This window comes from Herbidospora sakaeratensis, from assembly GCF_001570525.1.
In the GTDB taxonomy this organism is placed as follows: domain Bacteria; phylum Actinomycetota; class Actinomycetes; order Streptosporangiales; family Streptosporangiaceae; genus Herbidospora; species Herbidospora sakaeratensis.
In genome coordinates, this window is sequence record NZ_BBXC01000015.1 from 252,224 (window position 1) to 267,913 (window position 15,690).

At 72.0% G+C, this 15,690-nt stretch carries 16 protein-coding genes; 10 read left to right on the forward strand and 6 right to left on the reverse strand.

Annotation, left to right across the window (positions count from 1 at the left end):
• Positions 1 to 84 precede the first annotated feature (84 nt).
• From AW271_RS25385 to rocD, 3 genes are all read left to right on the forward strand, one after another.
• The gene (locus AW271_RS25385) at positions 85 to 516 is read left to right on the forward strand and encodes an Lrp/AsnC family transcriptional regulator (RefSeq protein WP_062340174.1); all 432 of its coding nucleotides are present in this window, start codon (positions 85 to 87) and stop codon (positions 514 to 516) included.
• A gap of 200 nt (positions 517 to 716) precedes the next feature.
• Entirely contained in the window at positions 717 to 1,490 is a 774-nt protein-coding gene (gene ddaH / locus AW271_RS25390) for a dimethylargininase (RefSeq protein WP_062340095.1), read from the forward strand.
• Positions 1,491 to 1,501: 11 nt separating this feature from the next.
• On the forward strand, positions 1,502 to 2,704 hold the full coding sequence (rocD, locus tag AW271_RS25395; protein WP_062340096.1) for an ornithine--oxo-acid transaminase: 1,203 nt from the start codon (positions 1,502 to 1,504) through the stop codon (positions 2,702 to 2,704).
• A gap of 19 nt (positions 2,705 to 2,723) precedes the next feature.
• Here the strand turns inward: rocD and AW271_RS25400 are convergent, their stop codons facing one another.
• From AW271_RS25400 to AW271_RS25410, 3 genes are read right to left on the reverse strand one after another with little or no spacing between them, the layout of a single operon-like run.
• On the reverse strand, positions 2,724 to 4,292 hold the full coding sequence (locus tag AW271_RS25400; protein WP_062340097.1) for an alkaline phosphatase D family protein: 1,569 nt from the start codon (positions 4,290 to 4,292) through the stop codon (positions 2,724 to 2,726).
• A 17-nt stretch (positions 4,293 to 4,309) separates the two neighbouring features.
• Positions 4,310 to 5,206 carry an NAD-dependent epimerase/dehydratase family protein gene (locus AW271_RS25405; RefSeq protein ID WP_062340098.1) on the reverse strand — a complete coding sequence of 299 codons (897 nt, stop codon included), beginning with the start codon at positions 5,204 to 5,206 and terminating at the stop codon, positions 4,310 to 4,312.
• Entirely contained in the window at positions 5,203 to 5,625 is a 423-nt protein-coding gene (locus AW271_RS25410) for an SRPBCC domain-containing protein (protein ID WP_062340099.1), read from the reverse strand. Before AW271_RS25410 ends, AW271_RS25405 begins: the two co-directional genes overlap by 4 nt.
• Before the next feature lie 82 nt (positions 5,626 to 5,707).
• On the opposite strand from AW271_RS25410, the gene AW271_RS25415 reads away from it, so the two are divergent.
• Both AW271_RS25415 and AW271_RS25420 read left to right on the forward strand, forming a co-directional pair.
• A complete protein-coding gene (locus AW271_RS25415) occupies positions 5,708 to 6,379 on the forward strand; it encodes a TetR/AcrR family transcriptional regulator (protein WP_062340100.1) in 672 nt (223 codons plus the stop codon).
• Positions 6,380 to 6,548: 169 nt separating this feature from the next.
• Entirely contained in the window at positions 6,549 to 7,520 is a 972-nt protein-coding gene (locus AW271_RS25420) for a Glu/Leu/Phe/Val family dehydrogenase (RefSeq protein WP_062340101.1), read from the forward strand.
• Between the two features lie 10 nt (positions 7,521 to 7,530).
• Here the strand turns inward: AW271_RS25420 and AW271_RS25425 are convergent, their stop codons facing one another.
• Positions 7,531 to 8,424: a Gfo/Idh/MocA family protein gene (locus AW271_RS25425; RefSeq protein WP_062340102.1), complete on the reverse strand. Its 894-nt coding sequence runs from the start codon at positions 8,422 to 8,424 to the stop codon at positions 7,531 to 7,533.
• 70 nt (positions 8,425 to 8,494) lie between these two features.
• On the opposite strand from AW271_RS25425, the gene AW271_RS25430 reads away from it, so the two are divergent.
• Positions 8,495 to 9,592: an NAD(P)/FAD-dependent oxidoreductase gene (locus AW271_RS25430; RefSeq protein WP_062340103.1), complete on the forward strand. Its 1,098-nt coding sequence runs from the start codon at positions 8,495 to 8,497 to the stop codon at positions 9,590 to 9,592.
• 186 nt (positions 9,593 to 9,778) lie between these two features.
• Here the strand turns inward: AW271_RS25430 and leuA are convergent, their stop codons facing one another.
• Complete coding sequence (gene leuA / locus AW271_RS25435) at positions 9,779 to 11,494, reverse strand: 2-isopropylmalate synthase (protein WP_062340104.1); 1,716 nt, start codon at positions 11,492 to 11,494, stop codon at positions 9,779 to 9,781.
• 191 nt (positions 11,495 to 11,685) lie between these two features.
• On the opposite strand from leuA, the gene AW271_RS25440 reads away from it, so the two are divergent.
• The 3 genes from AW271_RS25440 to AW271_RS25450 are packed head-to-tail and all read left to right on the forward strand — an operon-like array spanning position 11,686 to position 13,862.
• Entirely contained in the window at positions 11,686 to 11,928 is a 243-nt protein-coding gene (locus AW271_RS25440) for a DUF2630 family protein (RefSeq protein ID WP_062340175.1), read from the forward strand.
• Positions 11,929 to 11,970: 42 nt separating this feature from the next.
• Positions 11,971 to 12,924 carry a GNAT family N-acetyltransferase gene (locus AW271_RS25445; protein ID WP_062340105.1) on the forward strand — a complete coding sequence of 318 codons (954 nt, stop codon included), beginning with the start codon at positions 11,971 to 11,973 and terminating at the stop codon, positions 12,922 to 12,924.
• The gene (locus AW271_RS25450; RefSeq protein ID WP_062340106.1) at positions 12,921 to 13,862 is read left to right on the forward strand and encodes a GNAT family N-acetyltransferase; all 942 of its coding nucleotides are present in this window, start codon (positions 12,921 to 12,923) and stop codon (positions 13,860 to 13,862) included. The genes AW271_RS25445 and AW271_RS25450 overlap by 4 nt, the downstream gene beginning before the upstream one ends.
• Here the strand turns inward: AW271_RS25450 and AW271_RS25455 are convergent.
• Entirely contained in the window at positions 13,801 to 15,126 is a 1,326-nt protein-coding gene (locus AW271_RS25455) for an aminotransferase-like domain-containing protein (RefSeq protein ID WP_062340176.1), read from the reverse strand. The two genes, AW271_RS25450 and AW271_RS25455, sit on opposite strands and share 62 nt — an antisense overlap.
• 27 nt (positions 15,127 to 15,153) lie before the next feature.
• Here AW271_RS25455 and AW271_RS25460 point away from each other — a divergent pair, with 27 nt between their 5' ends.
• Positions 15,154 to 15,627, forward strand: a complete 474-nt coding sequence (locus tag AW271_RS25460; protein ID WP_157554623.1) for a PaaI family thioesterase — start codon at positions 15,154 to 15,156, stop codon at positions 15,625 to 15,627.
• The last annotated feature ends 63 nt before the right edge of the window (positions 15,628 to 15,690 follow it).

The window sequence follows — 15,690 nt, forward strand, 5'->3', positions numbered from 1 at the left end:
GGTGGGCGGAGCCGTAACGGAGAGAAAGAGCATCCGCGCGTCCCGGCCACGGTGGACGTGGTTTCAGGCGGTATACAGATGGTCGTGAAGCTGGACGAGCTAGACCGGGCGATCATCGGGGCCCTCGTGGACGATGCCCGAGCGACATATGCGGAAATCGGCGGGCAGGTCGGGCTGTCGGCCCCGGCGGTCAAACGGCGGGTCGACCGGCTGGTCCAGCAGGGGGCCATCACCGGGTTCACCGCCCGGGTCGAGCCCGCCGCCCTCGGGTGGACCACCGAGGCCTACGTCGAGCTGTTCTGCCGGGGCAAGACCTCCCCCGCCGAGATCGGGCTGGCCGTCTCCCGGCACCCCGAAGTGGTCTCCGCCTGCACCGTCACCGGCGAGGCCGACGCGCTGCTGCACATCCGGGCCACCGACGTCCGGCACGTCGAGCAGGTCATCGAGCGCATCGCGGCCGAGCCGTTCGTCACCAGGACCAAAAGCGCGATCGTGCTCACCCGGCTGATCACCTGAGCAACAAATCACCGCAGACCGCCCCAAGAACGCAAGAGACCGCGTTAAGGACGCAATGTCGCCGCATTGGAGCCCAGGTCGGCTGTTCCTAGTCTGAGAGCAGTTGCCCCAGCTCACCGCCGGAGACGTGCGTGAACACACCCGCTTACGAGACGACGACCACCACCCGCGAGCGGGTGGCCACCACGCGTCATTTCCTTATGTGCCGACCGGAATTCTTCGCCGTCACATACGCGATCAACCCGTGGATGGACCCGGCCGCCGGGGCCAGCGCCGAGAAGGCGCTGGAGCAGTGGGACGCCCTGAAGGCCGCCTACGAGTCGCTGGGCCACCGGGTGAGCGTGATCGACCCGGTCGAGGGGCTGCCCGACATGGTGTTCGCCGCCAACGGCGCCCTCGTGGTCGACGCCCACGTCTACGGCGCGAGGTTCGCGCACCCCGAGCGGGCCGACGAGGGCCCCGCCTACGCCAAGTGGTTCGCCGAGCTGGGCCTGCCGGTCAAGGAGGCCAACTTCACCAACGAGGGCGAGGGCGACTTCCTCACCCTCGACGAGGTGATCCTGGCGGGCACCGGCTTCCGGACCGACGTCGCCGCCCACATGGAGGCGCAGGAGTTCCTCGGCCGCCCGGTCGTCACGCTGCGGCTGGTCGACCCGCGCTTCTACCACCTCGACACGGCGCTGTTCCCGCTCGACGGCCGCAACGTGGCCTACTACCCGGGCGCGTTCTCCGAGGGCAGCCTGCGGGTGCTGCGGCGGATGTTCCCCGACGCGATCATCGCCTCGGAGGAGGACGCGCTCGTGCTGGGGCTCAACGCCGTCTCCGACGGCAAGAATGTGATCGTCAACGCCGAGGCCGCCGGGCTCTCCGCCGAACTGGAGCGCCACGGCTACTCGGTCATCCCGGTCGACCTGTCGGAACTGCGCAAGGCCGGCGGCGGCCCCAAGTGCTGCACCCTGGAGATCCGCCTTTGAACACGCGAGACATGATCGAGCTGGCCGAGAGCCGGAGCGCGCACAACTACCACCCGCTGCCCGTGGTGATCGCCTCCGCGGAGGGCGCCTGGGTCACCGACGTCGAGGGGAAGCGTTACCTCGACTGCCTGGCCGGATACTCGTCGCTGAACTTCGGCCACGGCAACCCCGTGATCCTGGCGGCGGCCCACGCCCAGCTCGACCGGGTCACCCTGACCAGCCGCGCCTTCTTCAACGACCGGTTCGGCGCGTTCGCGTCGGGGCTGGCGGAGTTGTGCGGCAAGGACATGATCCTGCCGATGAACACCGGCGCCGAGGCCGTCGAGACGGCGATCAAGGTCGCCCGCAAGTGGGGCCACGATGTGAAGGGGATCACCGACCCCAACATCGTGGTGATGGAGGACAACTTCCACGGCCGCACCACCACGATCGTCAGCTTCTCCACCGACCCCGACGCGCACGACGGCTTCGGCCCGTACACGCCCGGGTTCCGGATCGTGAAGTACGGCTCCGCCGAGGCGATCGCCGACGCGATCGACGAGAACACCGTGGCCGTGCTCCTGGAGCCGATCCAGGGCGAGGCCGGGGTGCTGGTGCCGCCGGACGGCTACCTCCGCCAGGTCAGGGAGTTGTGCACCGAGCGCGGCGTGCTGATGATCGCCGACGAGATCCAGTCGGGCCTGGGCCGCACCGGCGACACCTTCGCCTGCGACCACGAGAACGTGGTCCCGGACATGTACGTCCTGGGCAAGGCCCTCGGCGGCGGCGTGGTCCCGGTGAGCGCGCTCGCGGCGGACGCCGACGTGCTGGGCGTGATCAAGCCCGGCCAGCACGGGTCGACGTTCGGCGGCAACCCGCTGGCCTGCGCCGTCGGCGAGACCGTGGTCAACCTGCTGAAGTCGGGCGAGTACCAGGCCCGCGCCCGCGAGCTCGAATCGGTGTTGTTCGAGGGCCTGCGGGCGCTGCCGGGCGTCACCGCCGTACGCGGCCGGGGCCTGTGGGCGGGGGTCGACGTCGACCCGTCGCTGGCCACCGGCCGGCAGGTGTGCGAGCGCCTGATGGCGCGCGGCGTGCTGGCCAAGGACACCCACGGGAGCACGATCAGGCTGGCCCCGCCCCTGGTGGTCGAGGCCCGCGAGATCGAGTGGGCGCTGGCCCAGTTGGGGGCGGTCCTTACCGGAAGCGAGCTGCGGGCGGCCGGAGGCCGGCCGTAGCTCGCGTTGTGAATCTGCCTCAATGGATAGGAGTGAGCTCCACCCGGGAGACCTCCTTGAGTTTCGGTGGGTCGTCGAGGACGGTCGGCGTCTCCCACCGGACCACGTGCGTGCCGTTCTCGTGAGTGAGGGTGGCCAGCGCGTTGGGAAACCAGGGGCCGTCGGTGATGCGCCACTTCACCGGCGGCTTCGGGAGTTTCGCCGTCTTGGCGATCAGGCCGCCGAGCACCGTGGCCACCCCGAACTGGGCGATCACGTTGGCCAGGCGCAGGGTGCGGCTGAGCGGGTTGCGGATCGGCGAGCAGACGAGCTGGTAGATCGGCAGCCCCTTGACCCGCGCGACGTAGGAGTAGTGCACGTCGCCCGACATCAGCATGACGGTGGTGCCCGAGGCGGCCAGCATCGTCAGCAGCCGGTCGAAGGAGCGCCGGAAGGCCGCCCAGTGTTCCAGGTCGACGGCCTGCCGGGCCTTCTCCATCCACCGGGCCACCGTCTTGCCCCAGGCCCCGTCGGCCAGCGCCTCGTTCCAGGCCTCGATGTAGTGGATGCCGGCCGGGAGCAGGATCGGCACGGACGAGCCGATCAGCACCCTCTCGGGCGGGTCTTCCAGCACCTTCTCGAGCCACGCCCATTCGGTCGCGTCGAGCATCGACCGCTCGCGGGGCTCCAGATGGCGGGCGCACCGCGAGTCGAGCATGATCAGCCGGGTGTCGCCGAAGTCGCGGGCGTAGCTCCACCGGCTGGTCGTCGGGTCGGCGTCGGCCTGCTGGGCGAAGGCGTCGAGCACCGCGGCGCCGTCGCCGTCACCCGCCTTGATCTTCGAGAAGACCTCGTCGGCGGCCCGTTCGGCCGGTGACAGGTTGCCCAGGTGCTGGTAGACCCAGTAGGCCCCCAGCCCCGCCACGACCCGGCGCGGCCACCACGACACCCGGGCCATCTTGGCCCGCCAGTCCTTGCTGGTGTTCCAGTCGTCGCGCAGGTCGTGGTCGTCGAAGATCATGGTCGTCGGCACGGTCGACAACAACCACCGGATCTCCGGGTCGTTCCACGCCTGCCGGTAGAGCTCGGCGTACTCCTCGAAGTCGGCGATCTCGCCGATCGGCTCCTGGTCGCCGCGGCGGGCCTTTATGTAGTCGAGCATCTCCCGGGACGGCTCGTCGGCGTACACCTGGTCGCCGAGCATGATGAGCAGGTCGGGGAGATCGTCGTGGACGGTCAGGGCGTGCCCGAAGGCGAAGAGGGTGTCCACGCCGTGGGTGATCGTGTGGGCCGTGTCATGGGGGACGCTGGTCCGGCACGAGCCGAAGACCACCTTGTTCAGCCGGTCGACGGGACGGATGACGCTGGGGTCCATCGTGTCCAGCGGCCACACCGCCTCGTCGCCGAGGTGGACCTGGTAGGGGACGGGTTCGGATACGGGGACGTCCACGATCGCGTAGTGGTGTCCGTGCACCGTGAAGGTGCGCTCTGTCGACTGTTCGGCGCCCGCAGTGACGGTGACCGTGCAGGGGTCGCTGGTCTCCACCCAGATGGACGCGGTCGTCGCGTCGACGTGGCGGAGGAGGGGGCCGATCACTAGTTGTGCCACTCTCCTAGTGATACCGCCTATCTCGGGATGGATGCCACCAGGGCCTCCTCGATCGGCGTCGGCGTGGCGCCGAAGGTCTTCTCGAAGTCGCCGGAGTCGAGCAGGAACGGCGCCTCGAACTGGTAGAGGGTCTCCCGCAGCTCCTTCATCCTGGGCGAGCCCCAGCCCAGGGCGTGGAAGGCCGCCCGCGGCACCCTGACGATGCGCGGCTTCCGGGCGCCGGTCAGCGCGGCCGAGCGTTCGGCGACCTGGCGGAAGGTCAGCGCCGGGGAGGTCGGCACGTGCCAGGGCCGTCCCCAGGCGCGTTCGTCGGTCCCGGCGATGACCAGGGCGCGGGCGACGTCGGGCAGGTAGGTCCAGGCGTGCGGGACGTCGGGGTCGCTCAGCACGACCACCGGCCGGCCTTCGGCGGCGGGGCGGATGACCTGCGTGGTCAGGTAGGCCTCGCCGGTCGAGCCGGGGCCGAAGTAGTCGGAACCGCGGATCTCGGTGGTCCGGATCCCGGCGGCCAGCGCCTGCTCCCACATCCGCGCCCGGACCCGCCCCTTGACGTGGGTGGCGGCCAGCGGGAGGTCTTCGGTCATCGGGCCGGAGACGGGGCCGTAGGCGTAGAGGTTGCCGAGCATGACCAGCACCGCGCCGGTCTCCTGGGCGGCCCGGAGCATGGCGGCGTGCATCGGCGGCCAGTCGATGGGCCAGCGGTGGTAGGGCGGGTTGACGCAGTTGTAGATCACGTCGGCCCCGTCGCAGGCCCGGAGCAGCGCGTCGGCGTCGGCCGCGCTGGCGGCGACCTTCACGGCCCCGGCCGCGCCCGACCCCGAGCGGGAGACCTGGACGACCTGGTGACCCTCGGCCAGCAGCAGTTCGGCGAGCTGGCCGCCGACCTGGCCGGCCCCGATGACGACGTGTCTCATTTCTCGGCCTCTTTCTTGATCGCGTGGAGGAAACGTTCATGACCGGCGCGGAGCCTGGGCGCCGGGTAGAGCAGCCCGGCCAGCGGCCCGGCGAGGGATTCGGCGATGGTCAGGCGGGTGCGCCCGCCGGGCAGCGGCTCGATCGTGTTGCGGTCGAGCGCCCGGTAGACGCCGAGCGCCACCCCACTCCAGGTGAGCTCGCTGCCTTCGGTCACGACGGCGAACCGGGAGGTGATGCGCACGCCGCCCAGCCGCCAGCGGAACCGCTCGCCCGGGGCGATCTCGCCCAGGTCGAGCACCCGGTGCTCGGGCCACCAGCGCTGCCAGCCCCGCAGGTCGGACAGCAGGGCCCAGACCTCGGCGGGCGAGGCGTCGATCTCGGTCGAAGAGGTGTTCCGCACGGTGTGCAGCTCGTTCATGAGAGCAATGCTCTCTCTTCGGAGCAGTGCTCGTCAAGAGCACTGCTCTCTTTTCTGTACGCCGCTCTGTTAAGCTCCGGAGATGAGCGCAGCGAAGACCGCGCGGGAGCGCGTGAGGGCCGAGATGGTCCGCGAGATCACCGACATCGCCCGCACCCACCTGGCCCGCGAGGGCGCGGCCGGGTTGTCGCTGCGGGCGGTCGCCCGGGAGATGGGCATGGCGTCCTCAGCCGTCCACCGCTACTTCCCGACCAAGGACGACCTGCTCACCGCCCTGATCATCGACGGCTACAACGCCCTGGGCGACGCCGCCGAGGCGTCCCAGCACGACCGGACGGACCCCGCCGACCGCTGGCTCGCCCTCGGCCACGCCGTCCGCGACTTCGCGCTCGACCGCCCCCACGAGTACGCCCTGCTCTACGGCTCCCCCGTGCCGGGCTACCAGGCCCCGCAGGACACCATCGCGCCCGCCATGCGCACGACCCTCGTCTACGGCCGGATCATCGCCGACGCCCGGCCGACCTCACCGGTCGCCGTCTCCCCGCCGGCCGTGATCGCGCCCGACGTCGACGCGTTGCGCAGCGTGATGCCCGGCGTCCCCGACGAGGTCGTCATCCCGGCGGTCACCGCCTGGACGGCCCTGTTCGGCGCCGTCAGCTTCGAGTTGTTCGGCCAGTTCGGCGACACGATCACGCACCGGCGCGAGATCTTCGACGAGGGCATGCGGTCGCTGGCGAGGTACCTCGGTTTGTAACACCCCGTTCACGACCCGTGACAAAACCGGTGCGATAGTGGACACCAGGCTCCGCGAAAAAACGGCGACATGCCCGTAAAACAGGACATCGCCGTGATCGAACTTCACCACAATGGTGGACATCACCCGTCAATGGCGACGGGTGATCGATCCGAGAGGCACCACCACTATGACCGTCACGGAAATCCCGACAGCGCCGTCGGCCCCGCTGGCCTCCGCCCAGCACCACCTCGCCGAGGCCGCCCGTTTCCTCGCCCTCGACGAGGGCCTCCACCAGTTGCTCGCCACGCCCCGCCGGTCACTGACCGTCTCGGTCCCGGTCCGCCGCGAAGACGGCCGGATCGACGTGATCGAGGGCTACCGGGTGCAGCACAACCTGTCGCGCGGCCCGGCGAAGGGCGGCGTCCGGTTCCATCCCGCCACCGACCTCGACGAGGTCACGGCCCTGGCCATGGGCCTGACCTGGAAGTGCGCCCTGACCGGCCTGCCCTACGGCGGCGCGAAGGGCGGCGTGGCCGTCGACCCGGCCGGGCTGACCGAGCGCGAGCTCGACCGGCTGACCCGCCGCTACACCCACGAGATCCAGCCGCTGGCGGGCCGCGACGTCCCGCTCGCCACCACGCGGCCCGACCTGGCCGAGGCCGTGGCGCTCGGCGTGCGGGTGCTGCTCGGCCCCGGCGAGGGCCGGACGCTCGCCGTGCACGGCTCCGGCGCGGTCGCGGCCGTGATGACCGCCCGGCTGGCCGAGGCCGGGTTCGTCCCCGTCGGCGGCGGGCTCGGCGCCGACGCCGACGTGCTGGTGCTGACCACGGGCACGGTCACCGCCCACGACGCGGCCGAGATGCGGGCCCGGCTGGTCGTCGAGGCCGCCAACGGCCCGGTCACCCCGGCGGCCGACCGGATCCTGGCCCAGCGGGGGTGCGTGGTCCTGCCCGACCTGCTCGCCAACGCGGGCGGCGCCATCGCCACCCACAGCGAGTGGACGGTCGGCGACCTCGACTCCCGGGTGCGCGCGCACCTGGAGCCCGCCTACCGGCAGGTCGCCGCGTTGTCACGGGAGGAGGGCCTGACGCTGCGCCAGGCCGCCCACGTGATCGCCGTCGGCAGGGTGGCGGCCGCCTGCCGGTCGAGAAGCAGCTGACCCGCGGGCCCTACCGGCCGACCTCGTCGAGGATGCGCTCGCACAGGCGGTGCGTCTCCAGCGCGTCGCCCGCGTCGAGCAGCCGGCCCTCGCCGACCGCTTCGAGAAAGGCCAGGCAGGCGCCGCGGAAGCCGCGCTGCGTCCCGACGGGCACCCAGTCGGGACGCCGCCGGCGCACCTCGCCGTCTTCGGTGAAGGCGACCTCCTCGCCGAGGTCGAGCACCTTGTGCTTCTCGCCCCGGCCGATGACCTCGCAGGTCTCCTCGGTCTGGCCGCTCACCCGCGACATGATGCCGAGAGCGGTGAACCCGTCGCCCGACAGTTCGAGCACGAGGTGTTCCAGCAGGTCGCCGGTCGTGCGGAACCGCACCGACGTCGTGGTCGCCGCACCGGGGGCCAGGAAGCGGAGGGTGTCGGCGACGTGGATGAAGTCGTCGTACACCATCGTGCGCGGGTCCTCCGGCCGGGTGTGCCGGTTCTTCTGCAGGATGACCAGGTCGCGCGGCAGGTCCCGCAGGGCGGCGAGGCCGGGGGCGTACCGGCGGTTGAAGCCGACCATGAGCGGCACCCCGCGCTCGCGCGCCAGCGCCACGAGCCGCTCCGAGTCCTCCAGCCGGTAGGCGAGCGGCTTGTCGACGAAGACCGGCACCCCCGCCTCCAGCAGCTCGGTCACGATCGCCGGATGGGCGCCGGTCGCGGCGTGCACGAACGCCGCGTCGGCTCCCCCGGCGACGACCTCGGCCACCGACGTGTGCCGCCGGGCCACCCGGTAGGCGTCGCCCAGCTCGCGCAGCGTCTCGGCGTTCCGGGTGCAGAACACCAGCTCGGCCCCGTCGACGCCGCTGAGCACCGGCAGGTACGCCTTGCGGGCGATGTCGCCCAGGCCGATCATCGCGATCTTCATGGCCCGAAGGTTACCCGCCGGAAACCGGCGGGCCACGTGGGGGCAATGTGGCAAGTGTTCACTTCCCGCCATGAGCTCCCACGCCGTGGTGATCATCGGGGGTGGGCTGGAAGGCCTGTCGATCGCCGCCGCGCTGACCGCCCGAGGCCAACGCGACGTGCTGGTCGTGGAGCGCCGGACCACCGGCTCCGGCGGCACCGCCAAGTCGAGCGGGCTGGTTCGCTGCCACTACGACTGCGCCACCCTGACCGCGATGGCCTGGGAGGGCACCCGCTTCTTCGAACGCCACCCCGGCCTCGGCTTCCGGCAGACCGGCCACGTGATCGGCGTCGGCGAGGAGTCGGCCGCCGGGTTGCGCGCCAACGTGGCCCGCCGCCAGGAGCTCGGCATCGACGTCGCCATGGTCACCCACGACGACGTCGCGGCCCTGTGGCCGGGCCTGGAGACCAAGGACTTCGCCGCCTTCGCCTTCGAACCCCGCGGCGGCCACGGCGACCCGGTCGCCACCTGCCGCCACTTCGCCGAAGCGGCCCAGCGCGGTGGCGCCCGCGTCCTCGAACACACCAGGGTCGCCGCCCTCCTGGGCGACTCCTCCTCCATCGCGGGTGTACGCCTGGCCGACGGCCGCGTGGTCGGCGCGCGCACCGTGATCGTCGCGGCCGGCGCCTGGACCGCCGAGCTGGTCGCCCCCCTGGGCGTGACCCTGCCCATCGGCGCGATGCGCGAGCCCATCGTGATCGCCGCCCCCGGCGCCCCGGTCGGCCCGGTCCCCGCCTTCACCGACCTGGTCGGCATGCAGTACGTCCGCCACGAGAACAACGGCCGCCTGCTCATCGGCAGCCACACCGGCGCCGAACTCACCACCCCCGACGGCTACCTCAACAAGGCCACCGACGTGGAACTCGAACGCGCCGCGGCCCGCTTCACGACACGCTTCCCGGCCTTCCCCGACGTCGTCTTCCCCCAGTCGTACGCCGCCTGCTACGACATCACCCCCGACCTGGCCCCGCTGCTCGGCCCGGTCGGCCCGGCGGGCCTCTTCGTGGCGGCCGGGTTCAGCGGCCACGGCTTCGCGATCTCCCCGGCGGTCGGCCGCATGTGCGCCGAGATGGTGCTCGGCCTGGAGAACCCCCCGGCCGACCTGGCACCCGGACGCTTCACCGGGTGACGCCCGGGGCGACGCCGAGAGGCCGCACCTGGCCGTGACGCCTGGGACCGTGACGGCGGGCCGCCGGCGCGGCCGGTTGGCGCCGGATGCGGCGCGGACCGGCGGCGGCGGGCGGGGCCGGGGTGGGCGGAGCCGTAACGGAAAAAGAAAGGCGCGGGACCACAGCGGCCCCGCGCCTGTCAGCGGTTAGCGGTTCGCCCGGTTCACCGCGGAGATGATCGCCTTGAGCGAGGCGGTCGTGGTGTTGGCGTCGATGCCCACGCCCCACAGGACGCGGCCGTCGATCTCGGTCTCGACGTAGGAGGCCGCCTTGGCGTCGGCGCCGCCGCTCATGGCGTGCTCGGTGTAGTCGAGCACCCGCACGTCGATGCCCAGCGAGCCCAGCGCGTCGCAGAACGCCGAGATGGGGCCGTTGCCGGTGCCGTGGATCTCGCGGATCTGGCCCTCGATCCGGACGTCGGCGCTGATGGCGTCCTTGTCGTCGACGGCCGAGGTGGTGCGGTGGGCCAGCAGGCCGATGCGGCCCCACGGGTTGCCGGGGTTCGGCAGGTATTCGTCGGTGAACGCCTCCCACATCTGGGCCGGGGTCACCTCGCCGCCCTCGGCGTCGGTGCGGGCCTGGACCGCGCGGGAGAACTCGATCTGCAGCCGCCGGGGCAGGTCGAGCTGGTGGTCGGCCTTCATGATGTAGGCCACGCCGCCCTTGCCCGACTGGCTGTTGACCCGGATGACGGCCTCGTAGGTGCGGCCGATGTCCTTCGGGTCGATCGGCAGGTAGGGCACCGCCCAGGTGAACTCGTCGACCGGCACGCCCGCCGCCGCGGCGTCGCGCTCCAGGTGCTCGAAGCCCTTCTTGATCGCGTCCTGGTGGGAGCCGGAGAACGCGGTGTAGACGAGCTCGCCGCCCCACGGGTGACGCGGGTGGACGGGCAGCTGGTTGCAGTATTCGACGACCCGGCGCACCTCGTCGATGTCGGAGATGTCGACCTCGGGGTCGATGCCCTGCGAGAACAGGTTCATCCCCAGCGTCACCAGGCAGACGTTGCCGGTGCGCTCGCCGTTGCCGAACAGGCAGCCCTCGATGCGGTCGGCCCCCGCCAGGTAGCCCAGCTCGGCGGCGGCCACGGCGGTGCCGCGGTCGTTGTGGGGGTGCAGCGACAGGATGATCGAGTCGCGGTAACGCAGGTTGCGGTGCATCCACTCGATCGAGTCGGCGTAGACGTTGGGCGTGGCCATCTCGACCGTCGCCGGCAGGTTGATGATCACCTTGCGGTCGGGGGTCGGCTGCCAGACGTCGTTGACGGCGTCGCAGACCTCGACGGCGTATTCGAGCTCGGTGCCCGTGTAGGACTCCGGCGAGTACTCGAAGTAGATCTCGGTCTCGCCCGCCATGTCGTCGGCCAGCTTCTTGCACAGCTTGGCGCCCTCGACCGCGATGGCGGTGATGCCCTCCTTGTCGAGCCCGAACACCACGCGGCGCTGCAGGGTGGAGGTGGAGTTGTAGAGGTGGACGATGGCCTGCTTGGCCCCGCGCAGCGACTCGTAGGTGCGCTCGATCAGCTCGGGCCGGGCCTGGGTCAGCACCTGGATGACGACGTCGTCGGGGATGCGCCCCTCTTCGATGATCTTGCGGACGAAGTCGTAGTCGGTCTGGGAGGCGGCCGGGAAGCCGACCTCGATCTCCTTGTAGCCCATCTGCACCAGCAGCTCGAACATCTTCAGCTTGCGGGTGGAGTCCATCGGGTCGATCAGGGCCTGGTTGCCGTCGCGCAGGTCGACCGCGCACCAGCGGGGGGCCTGCTCGATCACCTTCGACGGCCAGGTGCGGTCGGTCAGGGCGACGGGGGTGAAGGGCTGATAGCGCCGGAAGGGCATGGGGCTGGGCTGTTGCCGGGGGTACATTTCGAGGGCTCCTCGTAGGTGGTCACATCACAGGACGTGGCCGACGCGCATGACTCGCACCGCGACGAGGGAGCCGGCCTGTTACAGGCCCTCGACGCGGCGGCTAAGGAGGAGCAGCCCGCGCAGCATAGGTCCGAGGCTACCAGAGCCCCCGCGGTGGCCTTCCCGAGAGGACCAATAGAGTGGGGATCATGCAGGACAACGAGATTCTCGGCCGCATCGGCGGCCTCATCGACGAGGAGCACGCGCTCCGCGCCCGCATCTCCTCCGGCCAGGCCACCACCGAGGAGCGCGGCCGCATCAAGAACCTGGAAGAGTCGCTCGACCAGTGCTGGGATCTGCTGCGCCAGCGGCGGGCCCGGCGCGGCGTCGGCGAGAACCCCGACGGCGCGGTGGCCCGCCCGGTCTCCGAGGTCGAGGGCTACCAGCAGTAAATTCGGTGGCCCCCCAGAGGGCCCCGGGGGTGGACTGACCCCATGGACATCGTCCCCCTCGACTTCGCGGCCGAGCCCGGCAGGCTGGCCGAATACCACGCGCTCGCGGCCGGCTGGATGGCGCCCGGGCCCCGGATGCCCGCCCCCCTGTTCCGGCTGGTGGCCGAGCGCGGCTGGCGGGCCATGCCGGCCGAGACCTGGCTCGCCCTCGACGACGGCCGGGTGATCGGCGGGGTGACCGTCCATCTGCCCGACCGCGACAACACCCACCTGGCCCTGATCCGGTTCCTCCAGGTCGACCTCGCCCATCGCCGCCGCGGCGTGGGCGGCGCCCTGCTGGCCCACGTCGTCGGACGGGCCCGCGCCCACGGCCGGGCGCTGGTGCTCGTCGAGGTCGCCGAGGCCGGTCCCGGCGAGGCGTTCGTCAAGGCCAAGGGCGGGCGCGAGGTCGCCACCCAGGCCCGGCGCGTGCTCGACCTGACCGGTTTCGCCGCGCCGGAACGGGAGGTCCCCGGCTACCGGCTGGAGTTCCTGCGCGGCCGTACGCCCGAGCCGCTGGTCGCCGACATGATCACGCTGATGGAGATCATGAACGACGCCCCGCTCGACGACCTGGCGGTCGAGGAGGAGCACTGGACCCCCGACGGCCTCGCCGCCATGGAGGACGCCTGGGAGCTGACCCACCAGGACGTCTTCACCGTGGTCGCCCGCGCCGACGACGGCTCGCCCGCCGCCTTCACCCGCCTGTTCGCCGACGGCCGGGAGGCCGACGGGTGGGGCCGGCAGACCGACACCGGCGTGGTCCGCGCCCATCGGGGCCGCGGCCTCGGCCGGTGGGTCAAGGAGGCCAACACGGCCTGGCTGACACGGGCCCGCCCCGACCTCACCCGCGTGATCACCTGGAACGCCGTCTCGAACACCCACATGATCGCGATCAACGAGGGGCTGGGCTACCGGCTCCTCGACGTCTGGCACGAATGGGAACTGCGCGTATGAACATCGTCCGCCTCGACTTCGGCGCCTCCCCCGACCTGGCGGCCGGCTACCACCGGGTGGCCGGCGGGCTGCACGCGCCGGGACCGCCGATGTCGTTCCCGCTGTTCCGGTTGTGGGCGGAGCGCGGCTGGCGTTCGGTGCCCTCGGAGACCTATCTCGCCCTCGACGACGGCCGGGTGATCGGCGGCGTCACCCTCCACCTGTTCGACCGCGACCGCCGCGGCGACGTGCTGATCCGCGTGCTCGAAGTGGCCCCCGATTGGCGGGGCCGGGGCGTCGGCTCGGCGCTGCTCGGCGTCGCCCGTGAGCGCGCCCGCGCCCTCGGCCGGTCGAAGCTGGTCGTCGAGGCCAAGGACGACGGGTTCTACGCCAGCCACGGCTTCCGCGCCGTCTACACCGAGGCCAGGCGGGTGCTGCACCGCTCTCACCAGGCCGGTGAGTCACCCGGCCCGTCCGGCTACGCCTTCGAGACGAGCGTCGGCCCCACCCCGCCCGGCCGCCTCGACGAGATGGTGCCCCTGCTGGCCGCCATGAACGACGCCCCGACCGACGACCACGAGGTCGAGGCCGAGCGGTGGACCACCGATCTGGTCCGCGTCTACGAGGACACCTGGGAACCGGCCCGCCAGAGCGTCTACACCACGGTCGCCCGCGCCGCCGACGGCGAGGCGGCGGCGTTCACCCGGGTCTTCGTCGACGCCGGCGACCCGGCGGGCTGGGCGCGGCAGACCGACACGGCCGTGCTGAAGAGGCACCGCGGCCGGAATCTGGGATTCCACGTCAAGCTGCGGAACAACGCCCGGATGTTCGCGGCCGAACCCGGCGTCGATCGCGTGATCACCTGGAACGCCGTCTCGAACACCCACATGATCGCGATCAACGAACGCCTCGGTTACCGGCTTCTGGACGTGTGGCACGTCTGGGAACTGCGCGAATGACCCGGAGGACCCCGGCGAGCTCGTCGATCGGGGGGTCGGCGAGCGCCAGCCGCAGCCCGTTGGCGGTGAAGGGGGGCACCGCGAAGGCGTCCGACGCCGAGACCAGGATGCCGTTGGCGGCCAGGTCGGCGGCGGCCGCGTCGCTCCTGATCTCCTCCGGGAGCGGCAGCCAGCCGAAGGAGGAGCCGGGATGCGCCTGGTAGCCGAGGTCGCCCAGCTCGGCGAAGGCGATCTCCTGGCGGCGGCGGGCGTCGGCGCGGTGGTGGTCGTCCAGCTTGGCGACCGTGCCGTCGCGGATCCAGCGGGTGGCCAGCGCCGCCGTCAGGCCGGGGGTGCTCCAGGCCGAGGCGCGCAGGAGGCGGGTGACGGCCGGCAGATGGGCGTCGGGCACGACGAGGTAGCCGGCGCGCAGGCCGGTGGCCAGGTTCTTCGACAGGCTGCCCGCGTAGAGGGTGCGTTCGGGGGCCAGCGCCTGCAACGGGGGTGGCGCGTCGGGGACCAGATGGGCGTGGGTGCCGTCTTCGACCAGGAGGAGGTCGTGGCGGCGGGCGAGCGCGACCAGCCGGATGCGGTCGTCGAGGCCGAGCACGTGACCGAGCGGGTTGTGCAGCGTCGGCATCACGTAGAGGACCGAGACCCGGTCGAGGCGGCGGGTCGCGGCCAGGCGCAGGTGGCGGGCCTCGGCGATGAGCTTGACGCCCGGGTAGGTCAGGGGGTCGACGCCGACCAGCGCGCCGGGGGCGGCCACCGCGCCCAGCGCGACGTCGAGGGCGTGCTGGGCGCCGTTGGTCAGCAGCAGGTTCGCCGGCGGGACGTCGACGCCCCGCTCCAGCAGGTAGGTCGCCATCGCGGCCCGGTCGGCGAGGCGGCCTCCGGGCGGCTGCTGGGCGAGCAGGTCGTCGAGGGCGCCCTGACCGGCCAGGTCGCGCAGGGCGCGGCGGAGCAGGTCGGCCATGAACGGGGCCCGGGGCTGGTTGAAGGTCAGGTCGGCGACCCGTTCGGCCCGGCCGAGTCGGCGGGGTTCGAGGCCGGTGTGGCCGCTCTGGTCGAGGACGTAGGTGCCCCGGCCGGTCTCCCCGGTGACCAGGCCGGCGGCGGCGAGTTCGGCGTACACCCGGGAGGCGGTGGCGACGGCCACGCCGTGCTCGCGGGCCAGGGCGCGGTGGGTGGGCAGGCGGGTGCCGGCGGGCAGCGCGCCGCCCCTGATGGCCTCGGCGAGCCCGGCGGCGATGGTCGTGTACTTGGGACAATTCTTTGATCGCACCACTGCCACGTTCCTAGCATCGCAGCCATGACAGACCTGTCCGTCCTCGACTACCTGCGGCGGGAACTGGCCGGGACCCTCGAAGCCGGCGACCGGACCCACCTGCGCCATCCAACGGCGATCTCCCGGCTGCTCGGGTTCCGGGTGACCGCGATCGGCCCGGGGTTCGCGACCGTGGCCGCCGAGGCCGACCCGGAGCTGCACGCCAACCAGCAGGGCACCGTGCACGGCGGCTTCCTCGTGGAGCTGGCCGACGCGGCCATCGGCACCGCCCACTCGACGCTCATGGACCCGGGCGAGTCGTTCACCAGCGTCGACATCAGGGCCGCGTTCGTGCGGCCGGTCTGGTCGGGCCCCCTGGTCGCCACCGCCTCGCCCGCCCACCTGGGCCGGACGATCACACACTATTCGTGCGAGGTGAGCCGCGAAGACGGCAAGCCGGTCGCCCTGGTCACCAGCACGGTGATGACGCTGCGCGGGGAACGGGCCGAAGGCCGCTAGGCGAAAAAAGGGGACCCGCCGGGCCGGCCCGGACTGTGCCACCAAGTCCGGGAGAGGCCCGAC